We start from the raw sequence: 23797 nt of genomic DNA on the forward strand, positions 1-23797 counted from the left end.
TTGGTTTCTTCGAATGGATGCCGGGAGGCGGGCCTCGTGGGCGGGCTTCCTGTTGCTCAATTGGTGAGCAGGTCGACGCGCGTCTCGCGGGTGCAGACCTGCTGCGGCAGCAGGGCCGCCATAGCGGCTTCGCCCGCCTTGCTGCGGCCGCGCAGGGCGTCCTGCGCCATCACTTCGTGCATGCAGCGCTGGCCCTCGACCGTGCAGATGTTGATGATGCGCGAGAACAGGTCGGCATCGACGGCGCCGAAACGCTGCACCGGGTTGCGCTCGGTCGGCTTGGCCAGGTCGTTGTAGGCGGCACGGGTGAGGCTCTGGCCGCCCGACTTGGTGGTGGCGACCCACTTACCGAAGTCGTCGCTCGTCAGGCCGTGGAACTTGAAGGTCATACCCGAGAAGCCGGCGCCGCTGTAGTGCGAGGACAGGCCGTGGTAGACGCCCGGCTTGTTGATCACGGCGTTCAGCTCGGTCTGCATGCCCGGCATGGTGTAGATCATGCCGGCGAGGTCGGGCACGTAGAAGGCGTTCATCGTCGTGCTCGAGGTGAGCTTGAACAGGATCGGCCGGTCCACCGGCGCCGCCACTTCATTCACCGAGGCGATGCCCTGCTCGGGATAGATGAAGAGCCACTTCCAGTCGAGCGCGACGACCTGGATCTCCAGCGGCTTGACATCCGCCGGCACCGGCTTGCCGGCCGCGATGCGGTCGAGCGGACGGTAGGGATCGAGCGTATGGGTGCTGATCCAGGTCACGGCGCCGAGTGCGATGATGATCAACAGTGGGGCCGACCAGATCACCAGTTCCAGGCGGGTGGAGTGGTGCCAGTCGGGCTGGTAGTCCGCATCCTTGTTGGCGGCGCGGTAGCGCCACGCGAAGAGGAGGGTGAGGGCGATCACCGGCACGATGATCAGCAGCATCAGGCCGGTGGCGATCATCACCAGGTGGCCCTGCTGACGGGCCACGTCCCCGGAGGGATTGAGCACCACCGTGTTGCAGCCGGCCAGAAGGGCGGTGATGGCCAGCAGCGCCGGCGCGCGGAATGTCTTGATGGAAGGCATACGCTCGAGTCTGAAAGGAACGCGCACACCGGCACCTCGCGCACCGGCGGCAAGAGTGCGCACTTTAGAGGTGCACGACCAAGTAGGCGATTGGACAATTTGTCCTAGCGGCTCTGTCCGACGGAGGCCCGAAGCTTGCGTGGTAATCTGGTTGCTCCTCGAAACAAGGGAGACTTTCGATGAGCAGCCTGACGCCGGCCCATGCCGGAATCCATTCCGGAGACCTCGAGCGCGACGCACGCCAGGTCAATGCGGACGACCACGACGTCGCGCCCGGAGACATTGCCGTCGGCGTCGTGATCGGCCGATCTTCCGAGTATTTTGACTTTTTCGTATTCGGTATCGCGTGCGCGCTGGTGTTTCCCCAGCTGTTCTTTCCCTTTGTGGATGGTCTGCAGGGCACCCTGTATGCCTTCGCGATCTTTTCGCTGGCGTTCATCGCCCGCCCCATCGGCACGGTGCTGTCGATGGGCATCCAGCGCCGCTACGGCCGCGCGACCAAGCTGACCATCGCGCTTTTCCTGCTGGGCACGTCCACTGCCGGCATCGCCTTCCTGCCGAGCTATGACGCGATCGGTCACTGGGCCATCGTGCTTCTGGCGGTGCTGCGGATCGGGCAGGGCCTGGGCACCGGGGGCTCCTGGGACGGGCTGCCTTCGCTGCTGTCGCTGAACGCTCCGCCGAGCCGCCGTGGCTGGTACGCCATGCTGGGCCAGCTGGGCGCGCCGCTGGGCTTCGTCATCGCCAGCGCGCTGTTCATGTACCTGTACGGCAGCCTGTCGCACGAGGATTTCATGAGCTGGGGCTGGCGCTATCCCTTCTATGTGGCCTTCGCCATCAACGTGGTGGCGCTGTTCGCCCGTCTGCGCCTGGTCGTGACCCACGAGTATGAACGCGCGCTGGAGCAGCGCGAGCTGGAGCCGACGCCCGCCGGGGAACTGCTGCGCGCCCAGGGCTACAACATCTTCATCGGCGCATTTGCGGCGCTGGCCAGCTACGCGCTGTTCCACCTGGTGACGGTGTTCCCGCTGTCCTGGATCCAGCTCTATTCCGACCAGCCGGTCGCCAGCTTCCTGGGCGTCCAGATCGTGGGCGGCCTGCTGGCCGCAGTGGCGGTGATCGTCTCCGGCTGGCTGGCCGACCGTTTCGGCCGCCGCAACACGCTCGGCACGCTCGCCGCGCTGATCGGCCTGTTCAGCCTGGTGGCACCGGTGCTCCTAAAGAGCACGGAAGGGCAGGACATCTTCATCCTGATCGGCTTCGTGCTGCTGGGCCTGTCTTACGGCCAGGCGTCGGGCACGGTGACGTCGAACTTCAGCGCCCGCTATCGCTACACCGGCGCGGCCTTGACGTCCGACTTCGCCTGGCTGGTGGGTGCTGCCTTTGCGCCGCTGGTGGCGCTGGGGCTGTCGGCCCATTTCGGTCTGGCATTTCTGGGTGTGTATTTGGCCTCCGGTGCGATCTGCACGCTGGTGGCGCTGTACATCAACAAGACGCTGGAGTCGTCGAAGGACTGAGCAGCGCGCAGTCGGCACTCAGGGCGATTCGCCTGTTCGGAAAAGCGCCTTCGGGCGCTTTTTTCGTTGGTAATCCGAAGATCGGGTGCTGCGATCAGGTCCAGGACGGCCTCGGAGTGGCTTGGACCTGCGTCAAGAGCGACGTTTGCCGTCGCGCCGGTGGGTGAGCATCCAACGCCATACCCAGGCCAGGCCCGAACGGTCATTTGACATAACGCACATTGCCGACAAAATGGACGGGGAAGGCGTCGGGCACCTCACTGTCAATACGCGCCCAGTCGGCAACCGCCGCTAGGCACGCAGCCGTCCAGCCAACGCCTCCATCGCCGCCCTGGCCCGTTCGAAGTCGAAGTCGGCAACGGCCAGCCTGGCGTCGTCCAGCATCGTGTCCGGCAATATCGCCGCCAATGCGGCCAGCGGCGCATCCGGCAATTCGCCGCCGCGGAGCATGGCGATGGCGCTGTCGATCAAGGCCAGGGCCTGCGCGGAATCCGTGCGCGTTGCCGCGAAGCCGTCGTCCGCGCCTGCATCTGTTGCAGCGACGGCCGCAGCCGCTTCCGCCAGCGCAGCGCCACGCGCGTCGCGCAAGGCCTCGGCGGCATCGTGGAGCCGATGCGGCAGTTCCGCCACGCAGAGCCGGCAAAGGGCTTCGTCCTGGTCGGTGGCCGCTGTCTGGAGCCGCTCCGCCAGCGCCTGGATCGCCGTCAGCCCGAAGTGGCCCGCCGCGCCCACCAGACGGTGGGCCAAACCCGCAGCACCATGCCAGTCCTGGCGGTTGATCGCGTCGGCCAGACGGTCGGGGCTGTCCTGCTGCTGGACAAGGAAGCGTCCCAGCGACTCCTGCAGCACTTTCGGCTCACGCCAGAGTTGCAGTGCCCGTTCCCAGTCCACCGCCGCGGCGGCCGCACGGTCGCGTGCCGCCGGTGCCGACGCGGAGGCCTCGGCCAGGCCAAGCACGCGGCCCATTTCTCGTTCCAGCTGGCGCAGATCCAGCGGTTTGGTGGCGAAGCCGCTCATGCCGGCCTGCAATGCCGCGCGCCGGTCGCTGCCGAGCACGCTGGCGGACATGGCAATGATCGGAACCGCTGCACGGCCGGTGGCCCGTTCGTGCGCGCGGATCGCGCGCGCGGCAGCCAGTCCGTCGGTGCCGGGCATCTGCAGGTCCATGAGCACCAGGTCGAAATGCTGCTGCCGCACCAGATCGACGGCTTGCTCCCCACCAGCAGCCTCGGTCAGCCGGTGGCCGCCCCGCGCGAGCACGATGCCGAGCAGTTCCAGGTTGCTCGGGACGTCGTCCACCGCGAGCACCTCAAGCGGTGGCAACAGCGTGGGCGTCGCGGCGGCGTCCGGGCCGGCGCCATCGGGGGTGATGCCGGGCAGCAGCGGCAGGCGCACGGTGAAGACGCTGCCGCGTCCCGGCGCGCTGCTGACCGAGATCGAACCGCCCATCAATTGCGTCAGCTGGCGCGAGATCGTCGTGCCCAGGCCGGTGCCGCCGAAGCGCCGCGAGGTTGACGCGTCCGCCTGTGCGAAGGGATCGAAGATGCGTTCGAGCAGTTCGGGTTCGATGCCGATGCCGGTGTCCTCCACCTCCAGCACCAGCTCACCGCCGCGGTGGCGCACGCGCAGCACCACCCTGCCCTTCTGGGTGAATTTCAGGGCATTGCCCACCAGGTTGAGCAGCACCTGCTCGATGCGCAGGGCATCGCCGCGGAAATGGGAGGGCACCTCGGGCGCATAGTCCAGTACCAGATCCAGCCCCTTGCGCACGGCCACGATGCGCAGCGAGGCCATCGCCCGCTCGCACAGCCGGCGCAGGGAGAAGTTCTCCTCCACCAGCGTCACGGCCCCCTTCTCGAGCTTGGCGGTGTCCAGCACTTCATTGAGCAGCCGCAGCATGGAATGCGAGGCCTGCTGGATGGTGTCCAGGTGCCGCCGCTGCGTGGCATCGAGCGCCGAATCGGCCAGCACGTCGGAAAAGCCGATGATGGCGTTCATCGGCGTGCGGATCTCGTGGCTCATGTTGGCCAGGAAGCTGCTGCGCGCCGCGGCGGCCGATTCGGCGCGTTCCTTCGCATCGCGCAAGGCCTGCTCCATCTGCTTGCGGTCGGTGACGTCCGTGGCCAGCTTGAGCACCTTGAAGGGCCGGCCTTCGGCATCCAGGATGGGGTTGTAGAAGACCTGCAGCCACACCGCATGCCCTTCCTTGGTCAGCCGCACATACTCGCCACTGAGCAGTTCGCCCGCCCGCAGCCGCTCCCACCGCTCGGCATAGTCGGGGCTTTCGACCTCCGCTGCGGGGCACAGGATCGCGTGCGGCTGGTGCCGCAGCTCCTCGAGCGTGTAGCCAAGGGTGCGCAGGAACTGCGCGTTGGCGTCCAGGATGCAGCCTTTGAGGTCCAGCTCGACCATGCACAGCGCGCGGCCGATCGCCTGGACGATGCTCTCGAACTCGGCATTGCGGGCGCGCAGCGAGGTGTTGTCCACCATGACGCCGTCGATCCACTGGATGTGTCCGTCCGTGCCGCGCACGCCGCGGCCGGTTTCGGACACCCAGCGCAGATGACCCTCGCGGTGCCGCAGGCGGTATTCGATGTGGTAGGACCGGTCGTCCGCGAGGGCCTCGCCGACCTGCTCCCACACCCGCTGGACGTCGTCCGGATGCATCAGCGAGGCATACCTCACCTGGCCGGCCACGAGGTCTGCAGCCGGATAGCCCGACAGGCGCTCGATGGCATCGCTCACGAAGATAATCGGCCAGTCGCGCGCATGGCGGCAACGGAAGGTGGTGCCGGGAATGTTCGCGATCAGCGAGCGGAACTGCTCCTCGCTGTGGCGCAGCGATCGCTCCATGTCCCGCCGCTCGCTGATGTCGGTCAGGAAGCCGACAAACAGCGCCTCGTCGTGCAGCTGGACCCGGCCGACCGACAGGCGGGTCGGTATCCGCCGGCCGTCCTTGCACAGCGCCTCCACTTCGCGCACCGAGGCGCCGCCGGGCATTGGGCCCGCCTTCATGAAGTGGCGGACGTAGGCGTCGTGGCCGGAGCGGTGCGGCTCGGGCATCAGCATGCCGATGTGCCGGCCGACCACCTCGGCCGGCTGCCAGCCCAGCAGCCGCTCGGCCGCGGCGCTGAAGGACTGAATGACGCCCTGATCGTCGATCATGATGATCGCGTCGCGTGCCGTGTCCACGACGGCCCGCAGGCGCGATTCGCTGCGCCGCAGCTGCTCCAGCAACTGCCGCTGGCCCAGCCCGACATGCAGCCCGGCGGCGATGAGGGCGACAAAGGCGCTCAGTCCGCCGATGCTGGCCGCGAGCAGCGAGTGTTCTTCCGCGCTGGTGCAAAGGCTCGGATCGGCCTCGAAACGAAGCGCCGCCATGCCCAGGCCGTGCAGCGCCACGATGGCCATTCCGAACATCAGGCCGGCCGACGCCGTCACCTGCCAGCGCGGAATGCCGGGGTGCGCCCGCAGACGCACGCACAACCACAGCGCCGTGCTGGCCAGGGCGGCAGCCGCGGCCAGCGACAGCAGCACGATCCATTCTTCGTGGTACATCCACGCCATGGCCGCCGAGGCCGCCATGCCGACGTAGTGCGTCGCACCGATGCCGGTCCCCAGCGCCAGTCCGCCGGCCACGATGGCGGCGCGGCCCAGATTCGGGCTGGTCAGCAGCAGCATCACCAGCCAGCAGGCGCCGATGGCCGGCGCCAGCGCCAGGCTGGTGAGGCCCAGGCCGATCGCGGCCTTGGCCGTGGGCGCGAAGGCCAGCATGCTGATGCCGTGCATCGCCCAGATGCCGGCGCCCATGGCCAGGGCGCCGCCGGCGGCACTGGCATGGCGGATGGTGGGGCTCGCCGTGCGCCAGCCGATGGACGACAGGTGGACCGCCAGCACGCAGGCCGCCAAGGCCACGACGGCGGCCAGCGCGGCCAGGCCCGGCGCATGGAGCTGCCAGAGCAGGTGCGCGGTGTCGAAGCTGGCAGGGTTGGACGACGACATGGCCGGTTCACTATATTGCAAAGCGTAACCAGACCATCAGTGCCGACGGAATGCGCGCGACATGCCGGCGAGCGCCAAGCGCCGCAGGACGCGCCAGGCCCCTGTCGCTCGGCTTGCCAGCCCGCACACCCCTCGCTACATTGACATTTTTGAGGGCCAGTCATGTCGCCTGTTGACAGCACAACGTCTCCCCCGGCCGCCGCGCCTGCCTCGTCTCCCGCCATCCCATCGGCCCCGTCTTCGCAGCGCCACCACATCCGCCTGACCTCCCATGCCGGCGGACTGGGTTCGCTGCCCATCCATTGGGATGCCGCCACGCCGGCCGAGCGCGGGCCCGTGGTGGGCACCACCACGCGGCGGGCGCACCGCAACGTCATCGGCACCCACAGCGGCAGCTACAGCGTCTACCGCGCCCTCGCCGTGGCGGCCGGCGCGCTCAAGCGGGAGCACCGTGCGGACCTGACCAACACCTCGCCCACGGATGCCATCGGCCCCTATCCGCAGTGGGGCGAGCCGGGCAAGATCGTCTCCCTCGATCCCTGGGGCGCGGTGGTGTCCGATGTGTATGCGCAGGAGATCGCCGCCGGCTACGACATCCGCCCGACCATCGCCGTGACCAAGGCGCATGTGATCCTGCCCGAGGTCATCGACGCGCTGCAAAAAGGCCGGCTGAAGGCCGACGGCAAGTTCCTCACGGCCGGCGGTGCGGCCCTGGTCACCAAGGCCGCCATCGAGCCCGTGTGGTGGCTGCCCGGCGTGGCCAGGCGCTTCGGCTGCTCCGAGACCGACCTGCGCCGCGTGCTGTTCGAAGAGACGGGCGGCATGTACCCCGAGCTGGTCACGCGATCCGACCTCGAAGTCTTCCTGCCCCCCATCGGCGGCCAGACGATCTACATCTTCGGCAACCCGCGCGACCTGACGAACCCGGAGGTCGAGCTCACCGCCCGCGTGCACGACGAATGCAACGGCTCCGACGTGTTCGGCTCCGACATCTGCACCTGCCGGCCCTACCTCACGCATGCCATCGAGGAATGCATCCAGGGCGCGCAGCGCGGCGGCGTGGGCCTCATCTCCTATGCGCGCAAGGAAGGCCGGGCACTGGGCGAGGTGACCAAGTTCCTGGTCTACAACGCCCGCAAGCGGCAGGTCGGCGGCGACACGGCCGACCAGTATTTCGCCCGCACCGAATGCGTGGCCGGGGTGCAGGACATGCGCTTCCAGGAGCTGATGCCCGACGTGCTGCACTGGCTGGGCATCCGCAAGATCCACCGCCTCGTCTCCATGAGCAACATGAAGTACGACGCCATCACCGGCTCGGGCATCGAGGTGGGCGAGCGCGTCAACATCCCCGACGACCTGATCCCGGCCGATGCCCGCGTCGAGATCGACGCCAAGATGGCGGCCGGCTATTTCACCCCGGGCAAGGTGCCCGGCGCTGAAGACCTGAAGAACACCCGCGGCAGAGGACTGAACGAATGACGGCCGGACAAGGCGCCCACCCCCTTTCTGACTCTGACATGCGCCAGCCGGAGGCCGCCGCCGCTTGGCTGCGCACCACCACCGCGGTGCGGGAGCGCGCCGCCGAACTGCTGGCACGCGCCCGCCGCGGCGACTCCGGGTTTTTCACCATCGGCGACGGCAGCACGCTGGACGACGCGGCCCGCGAGGTCGTGCAGGCCACCCAGGCGCGCTATGCCTGGCGGCCCATTCCGTACCACAGCCGCTGGCGCCATTTCGAGGCCGGCGGGGTCGACCGCTCGGCCGAGCTGGACCGCCTGCTCGGCGACCATGCCACGCCGCGCATGCGCGCCCAGGCGCGCATCGACCTCGCAGTGGTGAGTGTGCTGCTCGATGCCGGCGCCGGCGCCGACTGGGCGTACCACGAATCGGCGTCGGACCAGCGCTTTTCCCGCTCCGAAGGGCTGGCGGTGGCCAGCTTCCATGCCTTCACCGCCGGCCTGTTCTCGTCCGACCCCGACCATCCGTTGCAGGCCGATGCCGCCGGCCTGCGCGGCTTGGTGGCGGACCGGCTGGCACAGGCCTTCCAGGTCCGTGCCGACAACCCGCTCGTCGGCCTGGACGGCCGCGTCACCCTGTTGCGCCGCCTGGGCGAGGTGCTGGCGGAGCAGCCGCAGGTCTTCGGCACCGAGGTACAGCGGCCGGGCGGCCTCTTCGACATGCTGATCGCGCCCGAAGGCGTGGAAGTGCCGCCCACGGCGACCGTGCAGGTACACGACATCCTGACGCTGCTGCTCGAATCCCTGTCTGCCATCTGGCCGACCGGCAACTACCTCCACCGCGAGCCCACCGCCCTGCCCGGCCCCGGCGAGTCCGGCCTCGCCCTGGGCGACTGCTGGCAGCACAGCGGCGTGGGCGGCGACGGCCATACCAAGGGCTGGGTGCCCTTCCACAAGCTGTCCCAGTGGCTCACCTATTCGCTCATCGAGCCCTTCGAATGGGCCGGCGTGAAGGTCGAGGGCCTCGACGCCCTGACCGGTCTGCCCGAGTACCGCAACGGCGGCCTGCTGCTGGATGCCGGCGTGATCGTGCCGCGCGATGCGGCGCTGCTCGCGCGCAGCTGGCAAGTGGCCGACGAATTCATCGTCGAATGGCGCGCCCTGACCGTGGCATTGCTGGACGAGCTGGCGCCCTTGGTGCGCAAGCACCTCGGCCGCGACGCGGACGCGATGCCGCTGGCCTGCGTGCTCGAAGGCGGCACCTGGGCCGCCGGCCGCGCCACGGCCGAGCGGCTGCGCGGCGGACTGCCACCGCTGCGCATCGACAGCGACGGCACCGTGTTCTGACGGCCGCGCCGCCCTGCTCTACCATCGCCGCCTTCGTTTTCTGCCTGAACAAGAACTCATGACTCCCAACGCGCACCTGGTTTCGCACCCCCTGGTTCAGCACAAGCTCACGCTGATGCGGCGCAAGGATGCCTCCACCAACAGCTTCCGGCGGCTGCTCAACGAGCTGGCCTCGCTGATGGCCTACGAGGTGACCCGCGACATCCCGACCTCGGAGATCGAGATCGAGACGCCGCTGGAGATGACCCGCGGCCAGGTGATCGACGGCAAGAAGCTGGTGTTCGTGTCCATCCTGCGCGCCGGCACGGGCATCCTGGACGGCATGCTCAGCGTCGTGCCCGGGGCGCGCGTGGGCCACATCGGCCTGTACCGCGACCCCAAGACGCTCACGGCCGTCGAGTACTACTTCAAGATGCCCAGCGACATGCAGGAGCGCGACATCGTGGTGGTGGACCCGATGCTCGCTACCGGCAACTCGGCCGTGGCGGCCGTGGAGCGGCTCAAGGAGCTGTCGCCCAAGTCGATCAAGTTCGTCTGCCTGCTGACCTGCCCCGAGGGCCTGAAGACCATGTACGAGGCGCATCCAGATGTGCCGGTGTACACGGCGGCCATCGACCGGCAGCTCAACGAGCACGGCTACATCCTGCCCGGGCTGGGCGATGCGGGCGACCGGATCTTCGGCACTAAATAAGGCTCGCCCCCAGGCTGCGCGGGCTGGGGCCCGCTCCGCCAACCCCCTCCGGGGGCACACGCAGCGGCCCGGCGAAGCCGGTTCCGCGCGTGTTGCTGGCTTGGCCTGCTCCGCGGCCTTCTGAAGGGGGAGGTTGCGCTGGGGGGTGCCGGGATCGCCCTCTGCCTTGCACCCGCGCCTGCCCCTGTCCGTTCACGCTGAGCCTGTCGAAGCGCGGTTCAAGGCTTCGACAGGCTCGGCCCGGACGGTTGTGCGCCCAGCCGCTACGTCGGTGGCCTCAGCCCGAACGGCGGCACACTCGGACCGGACGCCGGTGCGTCCTTCGAGCCCCGGCACCAATCCTGCTTGTCCAACACCATCAACGAGGAGTGAGAAAGATGATCCAGCGCCGTCCCCTGATCCTGAGTGCCGCCGCCCTGGCGGGGCTTGTCGCGGTCGGGTTGCCGCAGTTCGCATTCGCCCAATCCAAGCTGAAGGTGGCAGCGGTCTACACCGTGCCCTTCGAGCAGCAATGGGTGGGCCGCATCCACAAGGCGCTCAAGGCGGCCGAGGCCCGTGGCGAGATCGAATACAAGGCCACCGAGAACGTGGCCAATGCCGACTACGAGCGCGTGCTGCGCGAGTACGCCACGGCCGGCAACCAGCTGATCGTGGGCGAGGCCTTCGCGGTCGAGGCGGCGGCGCGCAAGGTGGCCAAGGACTTCCCCAAGACCATGTTCCTGATGGGCTCCTCCGGCAAGCCGCAGGCGCCCAACTTCAGCGTCTTCGACAACTACATCCAGGAGCCTGCCTACCTCACCGGCATGATCGCCGGCGGCATGACCAAGTCCAACAAGATCGGCATGGTCGGCGGCTTCCCGATTCCGGAGGTCAACCGGCTGATGAACGCCTTCATGGCGGGCGCCAAGGAAGTGAATCCCAAGGTCGAATTCAGCGTCAGCTTCATCAACAGCTGGTTCGATCCGCCCAAGGCCAAGGAGGCCGCCTTCGCCATGGTCGACAAGGGCGCGGACATCCTCTACGCCGAACGCTTCGGCGTGAGCGACGCGGCCAAGGAGCGCAAGGTGCTGGCGATCGGCAACGTGATCAACACCCAGCCGCAGTACCCGGACACGGTGGTGGTGTCGGCCCTGTGGAACATGGAGCCTTCCATCGACCGCGCCATCAAGCTGGCCAAGGACGGCCAGTTCAAGGCCGAGGACTACGGCCCCTACTCGCAGATGCAGCACAAGGGCTCGGAGCTGTCGCCCCTGGGCACCTTCGAGAAGAAGGTGCCGGCCGACCTGGTGGCCAAGGTCAAGGCGCGCGAGGCGGAGATCCTGTCGGGCAAATACAGCGTCAAGATCGACGACCGCCAGCCCAAGTCGTCCAAGTGAGGCCCGCGCGCGCATGATCCGCCTCCGCCGATTGCTCCTGGCCCTGGCAGCCAGCGCCGCCCTTGCCGGCTGTGCCGGCATGGCCGCCGCGCCCCAGGCCGACACCACGCCGCGCATCGCCGTGATGTCGGCCTTTGAGCCCGAACTGGTCCTGCTGCGCCAGAAGCTGCAGGACGCGCGCACCACGCGCATCAACGGCGTCGAGTTCCACACCGGCACCCTGCAGGGCCGGCCGGTGCTGCTGTTCCTGTCGGGCATCAGCATGACCAACGCGACCATGAACACGCAGTTGGCGCTGGACCGCTTCAAGGTCAGCCACGTGGTGTTCAGCGGCATCGCGGGCGGTGTCAATCCCCAGCTGTCCATCGGCGACGTCACGGTGCCGGCCCAGTGGGGCCAGTACCTCGAAGTGCTGATGGCCAAGGAGGTGGCGCCCGGCCGCTACGAAAAGCCGCCCTTCATCCAGGATGCAACACTGCCCAACTTCGGCATGATGTTCCCGCGACCGGTGGAATTCCGCTCGGCCGCGCAGCCGCAGATCACGCGGCGCTTCTGGTTCGAGGCCGATCCAGGCATGCTGGCCGCCGCGCGCAGCATGAAGGTGGACCTGGCGGCCTGCGCCGCCGGCACTTGCCTCAGGCATGCGCCGCGCCTCGTCGTCGGCGGCAACGGGGTGTCGGGCCAGGCCTTCATGGACAACAAGGCCTTCCGCGAATACACCTACGCCACTTTCCAGGCCAACGTGCTGGACATGGAGACGGCGGCGGTCGGCATGGTGGCCCATGCCAACGGCGTGCCCTACATCGCCTTCCGCTCGCTGAGCGACCTGGCGGGCGGCGGCGACGGTGCCAACGAGATGGGCACCTTCATGCGGCTGGCGGCCGACAACTCGGCACAGGTGCTGCTGGCCTTCCTGGCGCAATGGAAGCCCTGAGCCCGGCGGGCGACGCGGCCGGCCGCGCGCCGGTGCTGCGGCTCTCGGGCATCACCAAGCGCTTCGGCCCGCTGGTGGCCAACGACGCCATCTCGCTCACGCTGCATGCCGGCGAAGTGCTGGCGCTGCTGGGCGAGAACGGCGCCGGCAAGTCGACGCTGATGTCCATCCTGTTCGGCCACTACGTGGCGGACGAGGGCCGCATCGAGGCCTTCGGCCAGCCCCTGCCGCCCGGCCAGCCGCAGGCCGCGCTGGCCGCGGGCATCGGCATGGTCCACCAGCATTTCACGCTGGCCGACAACCTCAGCGTGCTCGACAACGTCGTGATGGGCAGCGAGCCGCTGTGGCAGCCCTTCAGCCGCCGGACCGCGGCGCGCGAGCGATTGGCGGCCGTGGCCCGGCGTTTCGGCCTGCCGGTGTCGCCCGATGCGCGCGTGGCCACGCTGTCCGTGGGCGAGCGCCAGCGGGTCGAGATCCTCAAGGCGCTCTACCGCGGCGCCCGCATCCTGATCCTGGACGAGCCCACCGCCGTGCTGACGCCGCAGGAGAGCGAGGCCCTGTTCGACACCCTGGGCCAGATGGTGGCGCAGGGGCTGTCGATCATCTTCATCAGCCACAAGCTGGGCGAGGTGCTGCGTGTGTCGCACCGCGTGGCGGTGCTGCGCCAGGGCCGGCTGGTGGCCGAGGCCCGGGCCGGCGACGTCACGCAGGCCCAGCTCGCGCAGTGCATGGTCGGGCATGCGGTGGAGGCGCCGGTGCGGCAGCCGGCCCCGCGTGCCGGCGCCGCGGTGTGCGTGCTCGACGGCGTGAGCACCGACGGCGGCGCAGGCGCGCTGCGCGCGGTGTCGCTCAGGCTGCGTGCCGGGCAGATCACGGCCATCGCGGGTGTCTCCGGCAACGGGCAGGTCGCGCTGGCCGAACTGCTCTGCGGCACGCGCAAGGCGCGATCCGGCCAGGTGCAGTTGCTGGATGCCCCGCTGGCCGCGCAGCCGGCGCGGCTCGTTGCGCAGGGCGTGGCGCGCATCCCCGAAGACCGCCATGCCGTCGGCGTGGTGGGCGACCTGCCGGTGTGGGAGAACGCCGTGGCCGAACGCCTGCGCACGCCCGCCTTCTCGCGGCCTTGGCTGCCGGGCCTGCGCTGGGTGCGCCGCGCCGCGGCCCGTGCGCATGCGGCGCGCATCCAGCAGGCCTTCGACGTGCGCGGTGGCGGGCCCGACGTGCCGGCCCGTTCGCTGTCGGGCGGCAACATGCAGAAGCTCATCCTCGGCCGGGCGCTGATGGCGCCCGATGCGTCAACGACCGAAGTCCCCCGGCTCATCGTCGCGCACCAGCCCACCTGGGGCCTGGACATCGGCGCCGTGGCCTATGTGCAGCGGCAGCTGATCGCGGCGCGCGACGCGGGCGCGGCGGTGCTGCTGATCTCGGACGACCTCGACGAAGTGCTGGCCCTGGGCGATCAGGTCGCCGTCATGCATGGTGGCCATCTCACGCCCACCCGGCCGGCCGAGGCCTGGACCCGCGAGGCCATCGGCCTGGCCATGGCGGGCGAAGCGGAAAGGACGCCGGCATGACGATGCGGCTCGAACGACGCACGCAGCCCTCGCGCGCGGCGCTGGTGCTGGCCCCGGTGGGCGCGGTCGCCTTCACGCTGCTGGTCAGCGCCCTGCTGGTGCTGTGGGCCGGCGCGCCCGTGGGCCGCACCTACGGACTGCTGCTGTCAGGCGGCTTCGGCTCGGTCTTCGCGCTGAGCGAGACGCTGACGCGGGCCATTCCGCTGATCCTCACCGGGCTGTCGGCGGCCGTGGCCTTCAGGGCGCGGCTGTTCAACATCGGCGCCGAGGGCCAGCTCTACGCCGGCGCGCTGGCGGCGGTGGCCATCGGCGGCATGCACGACGGCACGGGGCTGGAATGGCCGGTGGCGGTGCTGCTGCCGCTGATGTTCCTGGCCGCCGCGCTCGCAGGCGCGGTGCTGTTGCTCGGCCCGGCGCTGATGAAGAGCCGCCTGGGCGTGGACGAGGTCGTGACGACGCTGCTGCTCAACTTCATCGTGCTGCTGGCCGTCGGCGCGCTGCTCGACGGCCCGATGAAGGACCCGGCGGCCATGGGCTGGCCGCAGAGCGTGGCGCTGCAGCCGGACCTCGAACTGTCCAAGCTCATTCCCCAGACGCGGGTGCACAGCGGCCTGCTCGGTGCGCTGGTGCTGGCGGTGGGCGTGTGGCTGCTGTTCAAGCACACGGTGCTGGGCTTCGACATCCGCGCGCTGGGCGCCAACCCGCGTGCCGCCGCCTTCGCCGGCGTACCGGTCACACGCACCGTCGTAGTGACCGCGCTGCTGTCGGGTGCGCTCGCTGGACTCGCTGGTGCGGTCGAAGTGTCGGGCCGCACCAGCTACGTCACGCTCGACATGTCGCCCGGCTATGGCTACACCGGCATCGTGATCGCCATGCTCGCGGGCCTGCATCCGCTGGGCGTGGTGGCGGCTGCCGTGTTCGTGGCCGGCGTCCTGGTCGGCGCCGATTCGATGAGCCGCGCCGTGGGCGTGCCGACCTACATCGCCGACGTGATCGTTGCCGCCTCGCTGCTGTCGGTGCTGGTGGCGGCGCTGTTCACGCAGTACCGGGTGAGGCGGTCATGAGCGCGGTGCCGCATCTTCGTGCCGATAAGGCCTCGGCGCTGGGAAGGACGTGCCCATGAGCGACGTGTTCGACATCGTCTCCCACGCCGCCTTCTGGGTGGCCCTGCTGCGCATCGCCACGCCGCTGATCCTGGGCACGCTGGGCGTGCTGATGTGCGAGCGCGCGGGCGTGCTCAACCTCGGCATCGAGGGGATCATGGTGGCCGGCGCCTTCGGCGGCTGGCTGGCCGTGTATGCCGGCGCACCGCTGTGGTGGGGCGTGGCGGCTGCGGCGCTGGTGGGCGCGGCGTTCGGCCTGCTGCATGCCTGGCTCACGGTCGGCCTGGCCCTGTCGCAGCACGTCTGCGGCTTGGGCATCACGCTGCTGGCGACCTCGCTGTCGTACTACGGCTACCGGGTGAGCTTTCCCAAGGTCAGCACGCCGCCCACGGTGACGCCCTTCGCGCCCATGGACTGGCTGCCGGTGCCCGTGCTCGACGCCCAGACGCCGATGACGCTGCTGGCCCTGCTGCTGGTGCCGCTGATCGGCTGGCTGCTCTACCGCACCCCCGCCGGCCTGGCGCTGCGCATGGTGGGCGAGAACCCGCAGGCCGCCGAGAGCCAGGGCGTGTCGGTGGCGGCCACCCGCACGGCGGCCATCGTGGCGGGCTCGGCGCTGATGGGCGTGGCGGGCAGCTTCCTCACGCTCTCGGCCTTCAACGCCTTCTTCTTCAACATGGTCAATGGCCGCGGCTGGATCTGCGTGGCGCTGGTGGTCTTCGCGTCCTGGCGGCCGGGCAAGGCGCTGCTGGGCGCGCTGCTGTTTGCCTTCTTCGACGCGCTTCAGCTGCGGCTGCAACAGGCCGGCGACGCCGCCCTGCCGTATCAGGTCTACTTGATGCTGCCGTACGTGCTGTCGATCCTGGCGCTGGTGCTGGTGGCCCGCAAGGCCAGCTATCCGCAGGCGCTGATGAAGCCCTACCGCAAGGGCGAGCGCTGAAGCGCCGCGTCGGCGCACGATAAGCTCGTGCCATGCCCGCGACCGAGCCGCCCTTCGCCCTCGTCGATCCCGCATGGCTCCAGGGCCCGCGGGTGCGCCTGCGCCCCTGGCGGCCCGCCGACCTGGCGCCCTTCGCCGCGATGAGCGCCGATGCGCAGACGATGGCCTACTTCCTCTCGACCCTGGACACCGCCGCCAGCGAGGCCATGGTGCAGCGCTGCCAAGCCCTGATCGAGACGCAGGGCTGGGGCCTTTGGGCCATGGAGCTGGCCAGCCCCGGTGCCGACGGTCCTTTCATCGGCCTGTGCGGGCTTCACCGGCCGGCCTGGTCCCTGCCTTTCGCGCCGTGCATCGAGATCAGCTGGCGGCTGGCCCGGCCCTGGTGGGGCCGGGGCCTCGCCCGCGAAGCGGCCGGACTGGCGCTGGCCGTCGGCTTCGGCCCATTGGCGCTGGACGAGATCGTCGCCTTCACCACGGCGGCCAACCAGCGCAGCCGCGCGCTGATGGTGCGGCTGGGCATGCGGCACGACCCGGACGACGACTTCGACCATCCCGCGCTTCCTGACGGCCATCCGCTCCAGCGGCACGTGCTCTACCGGCTTGCCGCGCCTCGCGGGGCCCGGCCGCAACGATGAATCAGGCGACACACCCCGACGTGGTGCTGGAAGCCTGGACGGCAGCGGCCGCCGGGCCGCGGCGCTTTCTGGTGCTGCCCGATGGCTGCCACGACCTGATCCTGCATCTGGGCGACGGCCCCGACGCGGCCAGTTGGCAGGTCTCGCCCCTGGACGACGCCGCCCGCCGCGTGGACAGCCCAGGCACAGGCCGCTGGTTCGGCTGGCGGCTGCGCCCCGGCACGCGCGTGATGCAGCCGCTGCTGCTGCAGTCGGTGGCCCAGCTCGGGCGCGATCTGCCCATCGATGCCAACGCGCTGCAAGGTCAGGTTGCGTCGAGACTGGCCGACTTCTGCCGCACCGATCCGCGGGTCGACGAAGCGCTCGCGGCCGTGGCGGGCGCCACCCACGTCGCTGCCGCCGGCCGCGCGCTTGGCGTGAGCGAGCGCAGCCTGCAGCGCCTGATCACGCCCGCCACGGGCCACCCGCCTGCCTTCTGGCGTTCGCTGGCACGCATCCGTGGCGCCGTGCGGGCGTTGGCCGGGCCGGCGCCGCTGTCAGCGATCGCAGCCGATCATGGTTTCGCGGACCAGGCGCATTTCAGCCGCGAATGCCGGCGATGGATGGGACAGCCACCGGCCCGGCTGCGGCGCGACGTCCAGGCGCTGCGGACGGCGACAGCGTCCGGCTACGGCTGATCCGCCGCAGGCGGCGCCACGGGCGTGCACAGCTCGACCAGCACCCCGTCGGCGTCGTGCACATAGGCGATGGTCTGGCCCCAGGGCATGGCCTCGGGCGCTCGCACCAGCGTCGCGCCGGCCGCCACGGCGCGCCCGACGGCCGCCGCCACATCCGTCGTGGTGAAGGCGATTTCGCCACTGGGCGCCGCCGGATCGGCGCGGCGGGGCGATTTGCCCAGGCTGCGCATCAAGGCCAGCGAGGCGAAAGCCAGCGCGGTGCCGCCGGTCTCGAGCTCGCCATAGTCGCCCTGCGGACTCACGAAACGGCGCCGCTGGCCGAACGCGCGTTCGTAGAAATCGAGCGTGGCTGGCACGTCGTCGACATAGAAGATGGCGTAGGCGAATTGCATGAGGGATGCTCCTGGAGTCGTCGAAAGAGGGACTGGCGTGGAAGCTTAGGCCAGGGCGGCCGCGTGCTCTTGAACGAAGCCGACGGGAGGACTGGAAGACGGCAGGATTGCAGACGCCCGGGGCGCCGTGCCCGAGGCCCACCCCTACACTGCCATGACGCTGGCAAGCCCCTTGCGAGCGCCACGCCATCTCCTCACGCCTGCCATGCTCGACCTGCTCATCACCCACGCCAGCCTGCCGGACGGACGCACTGGCCAGTCCATCGCCGTCCAGGATGGCCGCATCGTCGAAGTCGCGACCGCCCTGGCCGCACCGGCGCACGAGACCATCGACGCCGGCGGCCTGCTGGTCGCGCCGCCCTTCTGCGACCCGCATTTCCACATGGACGCCACGCTCAGCTACGGCCTGCCGCGCGTCAACCAGAGCGGCACGCTGCTCGAAGGCATCGCCCTGTGGGGCGAACTCAAGCCGCTGCTGACGCCCGAGGCGCTGATCGAGCGCGCCCTCGCCTACTGCGACTGGGCCGTGGCCAAGGGCCTGCTGGCCATCCGCAGCCACGTCGACACCAGCGACCCCAGCCTGCTGGCGGTCGACGCGCTGCTGGAAGTCAAGCGCCGCGTGGCGCCGTACCTCGACTTGCAGCTGGTGGCCTTTCCGCAGGATGGCGTGCTGCGCACCGCCGGCGGCGTGGACAGCCTGCGCCGCGCGCTGCGCAAGGGCGTGAACATCGTGGGTGGCATTCCGCACTTCGAGCGCACCATGGCCGATGGGGCCGAGAGCGTGCGCCTGCTGTGCGAGATCGCGGCAGAGGAAGGCAAGCTGGTCGACATGCACTGCGACGAATCGGACGATCCGCTGTCGCGCCACATCGAAACCCTCGCCTTCCACACCCAGCGCCTGGGCCTGCAGGGCCGCGTCACCGGCTCGCACTGCACGTCGATGCACAGCATGGACAACTACTACGTCAGCAAGCTGCTGCCGCTGATCGCCGAGGCGGGCGTGAGCGTCATCGCCAATCCGCTGATCAACATCACCCTTCAGGGCCGCCACGACAGCTACCCCAAGCGACGCGGCATGACGCGCGTGCCCGAGCTGATGGCCGCGGGCGTCAACGTCGGCTTCGGCCACGACTGCGTGATGGACCCGTGGTACGGCATGGGCTCGGGCGACATGCTCGAAGTGGCCCACATGGGCCTGCACGTGGCGCAGATGACCAGCCAGGCGGGCATCCGGCAGTCCTTCGAGGCCGTGACCACGAATGCGGCGCGGCTGATGCACCTGCCCGGCTACGGCATCGCGCCGGGCTGCGACGCGAGCTTCGTGCTGCTGCAGGCGCGCGATGCGGTGGAGGCCATTCGCCTGCGGGCGGCGCGCCTGGCGGTCTACCGGAAGGGACGGCTGATGGCCAGGTCGCCTGCGGCCACGTCGCAGCTGTTCGTCGAAGGTCGGCCGGCAAGCATCGCCTTCATGCCGGCGCGGGGCTGAACGCGCGGCGGGCGCGCCCGCCGCCTTTTGCGCCGCCTTCGCTCAGACGCTGCCCCGCTTTCTCGGTGCTGGCCGAGGTACGCGCGCATCCTTACCTTGACGACGCCAGCCGTGGGGCGCATCACCCACGCCTGCTCAGCGCTGGCCGTCGTGCACCGACACGTTCTCCTTGAGCAGGCCGCCCAGGCGCGAGTGCACGCGGCCGCCGGTGCCCATCACCAGCGCGAACAGGATCTCGCGCGGCCGCGGCGCATCCTGGATGCCGACCTCGATGCTGTTGAAGTGGCTGCGGACGTACGACGCGTGGACGTAGTGCACCGGCACCATCAGGCGGTAGCCCGCCACCGCCACCGCCTTGTTGGCCGGCACCATCGACTTGGGCTGGCCCAGCACCTCGCGCATGGCCCAGCCACCGGCCTCGTGCCAGACGGCGCCGTGCTCCATCTCGCCATCGACGCCCACGATCGCGGCCTTGCTGTAGACCTCGATGCTGTCCTTGCCGCCCAGCGCCTGCACCAGCTCGGTGGCCAACTCGGTGCCCAGCGCGCGCAACTCGGCCATGAAGGGCATCAGGTCGGGCTCGTAGCGGCCGGCGTAGGGGTTCTGGATCACGGCGCAAGCGGCCGCCAGCTTCAACGGTTGCGCGGGTGCGGGGCCGCCTTCGTGGTAGGTGGTCTCAATGGTAAGGCTGCGTTTGCGGATCTGGATGAGGGACATGGTGTGCGGGAAGAAGTGGGTTGGGTGCAGTATGTGCCGACGGAGCGTGGGGTCCTGGGGGCGCTAAGCGTAAAGGGTCGGGGGCAAGCGCTGAGCCAGCCACATCGTGGCCGATGCTGCCACGCATCGCAGGGCCGCGCCACCGGCTGCCTCGCGCACAGAGGTGCCATTCGTCGCTTCATTCTTTCCCGGAAATTAAATATTAATTGACGAACCAAAATTTATACTGATCGAATGTTTTCTGTTGTTCACGAAGATTTTTAGCGGATGCGTGAAAAATTCACGTCAGGTCGAGATCAGCCTTAGGAACTCCGCTGCTACGCTAATTCCCCAGGCCGGGCGGCCGGCCATCTTTTCCAAAGGGAGTTCTGACCATGCAGTTCCGTCGTGCACGCACGCAGCAGCGCGGATTCACATTGATCGAATTGATGATCGTCATCGCGATCCTCGGCATCTTGGCGGCGGTAGCGTTGCCGCAGTACACGAACTACTCCTCGCGCGCGCGGGCAGCAGCTGCGTTGACCGAGTTGTCGCCCATAAAGAGCGCCGTTGTGAATTGCGCAGCGGAGCTTGGAAAGTTCGCAGGCTGTGATAAGGGAGAAATGGGCATTCCAAACAGTTTTACCTCTACGAAAAACATTACCGGCGGCTACGAGGTCAAAGACGGCGTCATCAAGGCCACCACGGGCGTCACGGACGCCGCAGGCAAAAATCTCGACATCAAGCTGACGCCGACCCAGGCGGAAGGCGCCGCAAATATGGTGTGGACCACAGAAGGAACGATTTGCGACGAAACCCGCGGCATTCGCCCGGGACAGGCGGGTTGCGCCGAGAAGGCAAAGTCCGGGAGCTGAGTCAGCAACGCCGCAGAACAAGGTGCCTCGGCGCCTTTTTTGTTCGCTCGAAGGGCCCAGACGTACTGAGCCTGGCTCCCCACGACGATGCGCCAGTGCTTGGGCAGCACAACCACATTCACTGACCCGACAGCGCTGCGCGCACAACTGACCGAGCCCTGCTTTGGTGCATACCCGGTCGCCGCCCGCCATCACAAGGTGCAGACACCCCGGCATAGCGCCTAAATGACCAGGCACGCCGTTTGCTTAACTGATCACAGAAGTCCCCGGCAGCGTCGCCGACCGGACTTCGGCGCCCCGCCAATGTCGGCGGAACCCCGCGCGCCCGGCCCAGTTCGCTGAGCCTCCTGCGCGGTTGTTCCAACTCGATTTGCATCCCACGCTCCGGCGGCGGCGCTCGCGACAGGTCTTCAACAGACACTGGCCGCGATCCTGGCCCCCTGGCACGGGTGCGCAGGACTCCCCATGAAAATCATCGTCATCGGTCACGGCATGGTCGGCCACAAGTTCCTGGAAGAACTCGCCGTCTCCTCCCTGGCTTCGGCCGAGGTCACCGTGCTGTGCGAAGAGCCGCGGCCGGCCTACGACCGCGTGCACCTGTCCGAATTCTTCAGCGGCAAGACGGCCGAGCAGCTGTCGCTGGTGGAGGCCGGCTTCTTCGAGCGCAGCGGCTTCTCGCTGCGCCTGGGCACCCGCGTCGTCGCCATCGAACGGCGCAACAACACCGTCACCACGGCCGACGGCGAGGTGCTGCCCTACGACAAGCTCGTGCTGGCCACGGGTTCCGTGCCCTTCGTGCCGCCGGTGCCGGGCCGCGACCGCCCGCATTGCCACGTCTACCGCACCATCGAGGACCTGGAGGGCATGAAGGCCTCGGGCGCCAAGTCGAAGAGCGGCGTGGTGGTGGGCGGCGGCCTGCTGGGCCTGGAATGCGCCAAGGCGCTGCGCGACCTGGGCCTGGAGACGCACGTCGTCGAATTTGCGCCGCGCCTGATGGCGGTGCAGGTGGACGAAGGCGGCGGCCGCGTGCTGCGCAGCAAGATCGAGGCGCTGGGCGTGCAGGTGCACACCGGCCGCAACACGCTGGAGATCACCGATGGCGCCACGGCGCGCCACCGCATGGTGTTCGCCGACGGCACCTGGCTGGAATGCGACATGATCGTCTTTTCCGCCGGCATCCGGCCACAGGACGCCCTGGCCCGCCAGAGCGCGCTGGCCGTTGGCCCGCGCGGCGGCGTGGCGGTGGACGACCACTGCCGCAGCGCCGACCGCGACATCTACGCCATCGGCGAATGCGCCTCGTGGAGCGAGCAGCTCTACGGCCTGGTCGCGCCCGGCTACGAGATGGCCCGCGTGGCGGCCCGGCACTTGGCCGGCGATGCCGAAGCCGCCTTCGCGGGCGCCGACATGAGCACCAAGCTCAAGCTGATGGGCGTGGACGTGGCCAGCATCGGCGACGCCCACGGCCGCACGCCCGGCAGCCGCAGCTTCCAGTACGTGGACGAGATCAAGCAGGTCTACAAGAAGATCGTGGTCAGCGCTGACGGCACCAAGCTGCTGGGCGCCGTGCTGGTCGGCAACGCCGACGAGTACGGCACGCTGCTGCAGATGGCGCTCAACGGCATCGCCCTGCCCGCGTCGCCCGAATTCCTGATCCTGCCCGCCAGCGACGGGCAGGCCAAGCCCGGCCTGGGCGTGGACGCGCTGCCGGACACAGCGCAGATCTGCTCCTGCAACAACGTCAGCAAGGGCCAGATCTGCGCCGCCGTGGGCGACGGCGCCTGCACCATCGGCCAGCTCAAGGCCTGCACCAAGGCCGGCGCCACCTGCGGCGGCTGCGTGCCGCTGGTCACGCAGGTGATGAAGGTCGAGATGGCCCGCCGCGGCCTGGCCGTCAACAACCACCTGTGCGAGCACTTCCCGCATTCGCGGCAGGAGCTGTATCACCTGGTGCGCGTGGGCGGCATCAAGACCTTCGACGAGTTGCTGGCCAGGCACGGCCAGGGCCTGGGCTGCGACATCTGCAAGCCCACGGCGGCCAGCATCCTGGCCTCCTGCTGGAACGACTTCGTGCTCAAGCCCGAACTTGCCAAGCTGCAGGACAGCAACGACTACTTCCTCGGCAACATCCAGAAGGACGGCACCTACTCGGTGGTGCCGCGCATGCCCGGCGGCGAGGTCACGCCCGACGGCCTGATCGCGGTCGGCCAGGTCGCGAAGAAATACGGCCTGTACACCAAGGTGACGGGTGGCGCGCGGGTGGACATGTTCGGTGCGCGGCTGGAGCAGCTGCCGCTGATCTGGGAAGAACTGATCGCCGCCGGCTTCGAGAGCGGCCATGCCTATGGCAAGTCGCTGCGCACCGTGAAGAGCTGCGTGGGCAGCACCTGGTGTCGCTACGGCGTGCAGGACTCGGTGGGCCTGGCCGTCGAGCTGGAGAACCGCTACAAGGGCCTGCGCGCGCCGCACAAGATCAAGTTCGGCGTCTCGGGCTGCACCCGCGAATGTGCCGAGGCCCAGGGCAAGGACGTGGGCGTGATCGCCACCGAAAAGGGCTGGAACCTCTACGTCTGCGGCAACGGCGGCATGAAGCCGCGCCATGCCGAGCTGATCGCCAGCGACCTCACCAAGGCGCAGCTGATCCAGCTGATCGACCGCTTCCTGATGTTCTACGTGCGCACCGCCGACCGGCTGCAGCGCACCAGCACCTGGCGCGACAACCTCGAAGGCGGCCTCGACTACCTCAAGAAGGTGTTGATCGACGACAGCCTGGGCCTGGCCGCCGAACTCGAGACGCAGATGCAGGCCGTGGTCGACACCTACCAGTGCGAATGGAAGACCGCCGTGACCAACCCCGCCGTGCGCAGCCGCTTCCGCAGCTTCGTCAACAGCGATGCGCCGGACGAGCGCATCATGTTCGTCAAGGAGCGCGGCCAGATCCGCCCCGCCCGCGCTGAAGAACGCCCTGCTGCGCCGGGCGCCGCCGACGCACAGACCCAAGCCGAGCAGTCCGAAGCCACGCCCGCCTGAGGAGAACCCG

At 69.1% G+C, this 23797-nt stretch carries 18 protein-coding genes; 14 read left to right on the plus strand and 4 right to left on the minus strand.

The features are described from left to right. Nucleotides 1–56 precede the first annotated feature (56 nt). Nucleotides 57–1058 carry a ubiquinol oxidase subunit II gene (cyoA, locus tag NS331_RS04140; protein WP_058640746.1) on the minus strand — a complete coding sequence of 334 codons (1002 nt, stop codon included), beginning with the start codon at nucleotides 1056–1058 and terminating at the stop codon, nucleotides 57–59. 179 nt (nucleotides 1059–1237) lie between these two features. Here cyoA and NS331_RS04145 point away from each other — a divergent pair, with 179 nt between their 5' ends. Next, nucleotides 1238–2575 (plus strand): MFS transporter, encoded by a 1338-nt coding sequence (locus NS331_RS04145; protein WP_058640747.1) that lies wholly within the window; start codon nucleotides 1238–1240, stop codon nucleotides 2573–2575. 291 nt (nucleotides 2576–2866) lie between these two features. Here NS331_RS04145 and NS331_RS04150 read toward each other — a convergent pair whose 3' ends face one another. Continuing rightward, nucleotides 2867–6577 carry a PAS domain S-box protein gene (locus NS331_RS04150; RefSeq protein ID WP_058640748.1) on the minus strand — a complete coding sequence of 1237 codons (3711 nt, stop codon included), beginning with the start codon at nucleotides 6575–6577 and terminating at the stop codon, nucleotides 2867–2869. A gap of 162 nt (nucleotides 6578–6739) precedes the next feature. On the opposite strand from NS331_RS04150, the gene NS331_RS04155 reads away from it, so the two are divergent. From NS331_RS04155 to NS331_RS04200, 10 genes are all read left to right on the plus strand, one after another. Further along, on the plus strand, nucleotides 6740–8056 hold the full coding sequence (locus NS331_RS04155) for a GTP cyclohydrolase II (RefSeq protein ID WP_082702241.1): 1317 nt from the start codon (nucleotides 6740–6742) through the stop codon (nucleotides 8054–8056). Nucleotides 8057–8094: 38 nt separating this feature from the next. Beyond that, on the plus strand, nucleotides 8095–9381 hold the full coding sequence (locus NS331_RS04160; protein WP_058640749.1) for a URC4/urg3 family protein: 1287 nt from the start codon (nucleotides 8095–8097) through the stop codon (nucleotides 9379–9381). 58 nt (nucleotides 9382–9439) lie between these two features. After that, nucleotides 9440–10072, plus strand: a complete 633-nt coding sequence (gene upp / locus NS331_RS04165) for a uracil phosphoribosyltransferase (protein WP_058640750.1) — start codon at nucleotides 9440–9442, stop codon at nucleotides 10070–10072. A 377-nt stretch (nucleotides 10073–10449) separates the two neighbouring features. Next, complete coding sequence (locus NS331_RS04170) at nucleotides 10450–11448, plus strand: BMP family protein (RefSeq protein WP_058640751.1); 999 nt, start codon at nucleotides 10450–10452, stop codon at nucleotides 11446–11448. 13 nt (nucleotides 11449–11461) lie between these two features. After that, nucleotides 11462–12382: a 5'-methylthioadenosine/S-adenosylhomocysteine nucleosidase gene (locus NS331_RS04175; RefSeq protein WP_058640752.1), complete on the plus strand. Its 921-nt coding sequence runs from the start codon at nucleotides 11462–11464 to the stop codon at nucleotides 12380–12382. Continuing rightward, on the plus strand, nucleotides 12370–13953 hold the full coding sequence (locus tag NS331_RS04180; RefSeq protein ID WP_058640753.1) for an ABC transporter ATP-binding protein: 1584 nt from the start codon (nucleotides 12370–12372) through the stop codon (nucleotides 13951–13953). Before NS331_RS04175 ends, NS331_RS04180 begins: the two co-directional genes overlap by 13 nt. Before the next feature lie 2 nt (nucleotides 13954–13955). Further along, the gene (locus tag NS331_RS04185; protein ID WP_058640813.1) at nucleotides 13956–15017 is read left to right on the plus strand and encodes an ABC transporter permease; all 1062 of its coding nucleotides are present in this window, start codon (nucleotides 13956–13958) and stop codon (nucleotides 15015–15017) included. A 55-nt stretch (nucleotides 15018–15072) separates the two neighbouring features. Then, nucleotides 15073–15996: an ABC transporter permease gene (locus NS331_RS04190; RefSeq protein WP_058640754.1), complete on the plus strand. Its 924-nt coding sequence runs from the start codon at nucleotides 15073–15075 to the stop codon at nucleotides 15994–15996. A 32-nt stretch (nucleotides 15997–16028) separates the two neighbouring features. Further along, a complete protein-coding gene (locus NS331_RS04195; RefSeq protein WP_058640755.1) occupies nucleotides 16029–16631 on the plus strand; it encodes a GNAT family N-acetyltransferase in 603 nt (200 codons plus the stop codon). Continuing rightward, nucleotides 16628–17308 (plus strand): helix-turn-helix domain-containing protein, encoded by a 681-nt coding sequence (locus NS331_RS04200; protein WP_082702243.1) that lies wholly within the window; start codon nucleotides 16628–16630, stop codon nucleotides 17306–17308. Before NS331_RS04195 ends, NS331_RS04200 begins: the two co-directional genes overlap by 4 nt. On the opposite strand, the gene NS331_RS04205 is transcribed toward NS331_RS04200, so the two are convergent. After that, complete coding sequence (locus NS331_RS04205) at nucleotides 17299–17700, minus strand: VOC family protein (protein WP_058640757.1); 402 nt, start codon at nucleotides 17698–17700, stop codon at nucleotides 17299–17301. The genes NS331_RS04200 and NS331_RS04205 overlap by 10 nt on opposite strands. Before the next feature lie 205 nt (nucleotides 17701–17905). On the opposite strand from NS331_RS04205, the gene NS331_RS04210 reads away from it, so the two are divergent. Then, nucleotides 17906–19186 (plus strand): amidohydrolase family protein, encoded by a 1281-nt coding sequence (locus NS331_RS04210; RefSeq protein WP_058640758.1) that lies wholly within the window; start codon nucleotides 17906–17908, stop codon nucleotides 19184–19186. Nucleotides 19187–19321: 135 nt separating this feature from the next. On the opposite strand, the gene NS331_RS04215 is transcribed toward NS331_RS04210, so the two are convergent. Continuing rightward, nucleotides 19322–19903: an amino acid synthesis family protein gene (locus tag NS331_RS04215; protein ID WP_058640759.1), complete on the minus strand. Its 582-nt coding sequence runs from the start codon at nucleotides 19901–19903 to the stop codon at nucleotides 19322–19324. A 374-nt stretch (nucleotides 19904–20277) separates the two neighbouring features. Here NS331_RS04215 and NS331_RS27335 point away from each other — a divergent pair, with 374 nt between their 5' ends. Together NS331_RS27335 and nirB are read left to right on the plus strand one after the other, a co-directional pair. Continuing rightward, a complete protein-coding gene (locus tag NS331_RS27335) occupies nucleotides 20278–20757 on the plus strand; it encodes a pilin (protein WP_082702244.1) in 480 nt (159 codons plus the stop codon). Between the two features lie 465 nt (nucleotides 20758–21222). After that, nucleotides 21223–23787 carry a nitrite reductase large subunit NirB gene (gene nirB, locus NS331_RS04220; RefSeq protein WP_058640760.1) on the plus strand — a complete coding sequence of 855 codons (2565 nt, stop codon included), beginning with the start codon at nucleotides 21223–21225 and terminating at the stop codon, nucleotides 23785–23787. Nucleotides 23788–23797 lie beyond the last annotated feature (10 nt).

Origin of the sequence: Pseudacidovorax intermedius (genome assembly GCF_001476815.1) — a bacterium.
In the GTDB taxonomy this organism is placed as follows: domain Bacteria; phylum Pseudomonadota; class Gammaproteobacteria; order Burkholderiales; family Burkholderiaceae_C; genus Xenophilus; species Xenophilus intermedius_A.

What these genes read in the sequence shown, in the direction of transcription:
- NS331_RS04180 (WP_058640753.1), top strand. Translation starts at nt 12,370, where the DNA reads ATGGAAGCCCTGAGCCCGGCGGGCGACGCGGCCGGCCGCGCGCCGGTG.
- NS331_RS04195 (WP_058640755.1), top strand. Translation starts at nt 16,029, where the DNA reads ATGCCCGCGACCGAGCCGCCCTTCGCCCTCGTCGATCCCGCATGGCTC.
- upp (WP_058640750.1), top strand. Translation starts at nt 9,440, where the DNA reads ATGACTCCCAACGCGCACCTGGTTTCGCACCCCCTGGTTCAGCACAAG.
- nirB (WP_058640760.1), top strand. Translation starts at nt 21,223, where the DNA reads ATGAAAATCATCGTCATCGGTCACGGCATGGTCGGCCACAAGTTCCTG.
- NS331_RS04175 (WP_058640752.1), top strand. Translation starts at nt 11,462, where the DNA reads ATGATCCGCCTCCGCCGATTGCTCCTGGCCCTGGCAGCCAGCGCCGCC.
- NS331_RS04215 (WP_058640759.1), bottom strand. Translation starts at nt 19,903, where the DNA reads ATGTCCCTCATCCAGATCCGCAAACGCAGCCTTACCATTGAGACCACC.
- NS331_RS04205 (WP_058640757.1), bottom strand. Translation starts at nt 17,700, where the DNA reads ATGCAATTCGCCTACGCCATCTTCTATGTCGACGACGTGCCAGCCACG.
- cyoA (WP_058640746.1), bottom strand. Translation starts at nt 1,058, where the DNA reads ATGCCTTCCATCAAGACATTCCGCGCGCCGGCGCTGCTGGCCATCACC.
- NS331_RS04145 (WP_058640747.1), top strand. Translation starts at nt 1,238, where the DNA reads ATGAGCAGCCTGACGCCGGCCCATGCCGGAATCCATTCCGGAGACCTC.
- NS331_RS04170 (WP_058640751.1), top strand. Translation starts at nt 10,450, where the DNA reads ATGATCCAGCGCCGTCCCCTGATCCTGAGTGCCGCCGCCCTGGCGGGG.
- NS331_RS04150 (WP_058640748.1), bottom strand. Translation starts at nt 6,577, where the DNA reads ATGTCGTCGTCCAACCCTGCCAGCTTCGACACCGCGCACCTGCTCTGG.
- NS331_RS04155 (WP_082702241.1), top strand. Translation starts at nt 6,740, where the DNA reads ATGTCGCCTGTTGACAGCACAACGTCTCCCCCGGCCGCCGCGCCTGCC.
- NS331_RS04190 (WP_058640754.1), top strand. Translation starts at nt 15,073, where the DNA reads ATGAGCGACGTGTTCGACATCGTCTCCCACGCCGCCTTCTGGGTGGCC.
- NS331_RS04185 (WP_058640813.1), top strand. Translation starts at nt 13,956, where the DNA reads ATGCGGCTCGAACGACGCACGCAGCCCTCGCGCGCGGCGCTGGTGCTG.
- NS331_RS27335 (WP_082702244.1), top strand. Translation starts at nt 20,278, where the DNA reads ATGCAGTTCCGTCGTGCACGCACGCAGCAGCGCGGATTCACATTGATC.
- NS331_RS04160 (WP_058640749.1), top strand. Translation starts at nt 8,095, where the DNA reads ATGCGCCAGCCGGAGGCCGCCGCCGCTTGGCTGCGCACCACCACCGCG.
- NS331_RS04200 (WP_082702243.1), top strand. Translation starts at nt 16,628, where the DNA reads ATGAATCAGGCGACACACCCCGACGTGGTGCTGGAAGCCTGGACGGCA.
- NS331_RS04210 (WP_058640758.1), top strand. Translation starts at nt 17,906, where the DNA reads ATGCTCGACCTGCTCATCACCCACGCCAGCCTGCCGGACGGACGCACT.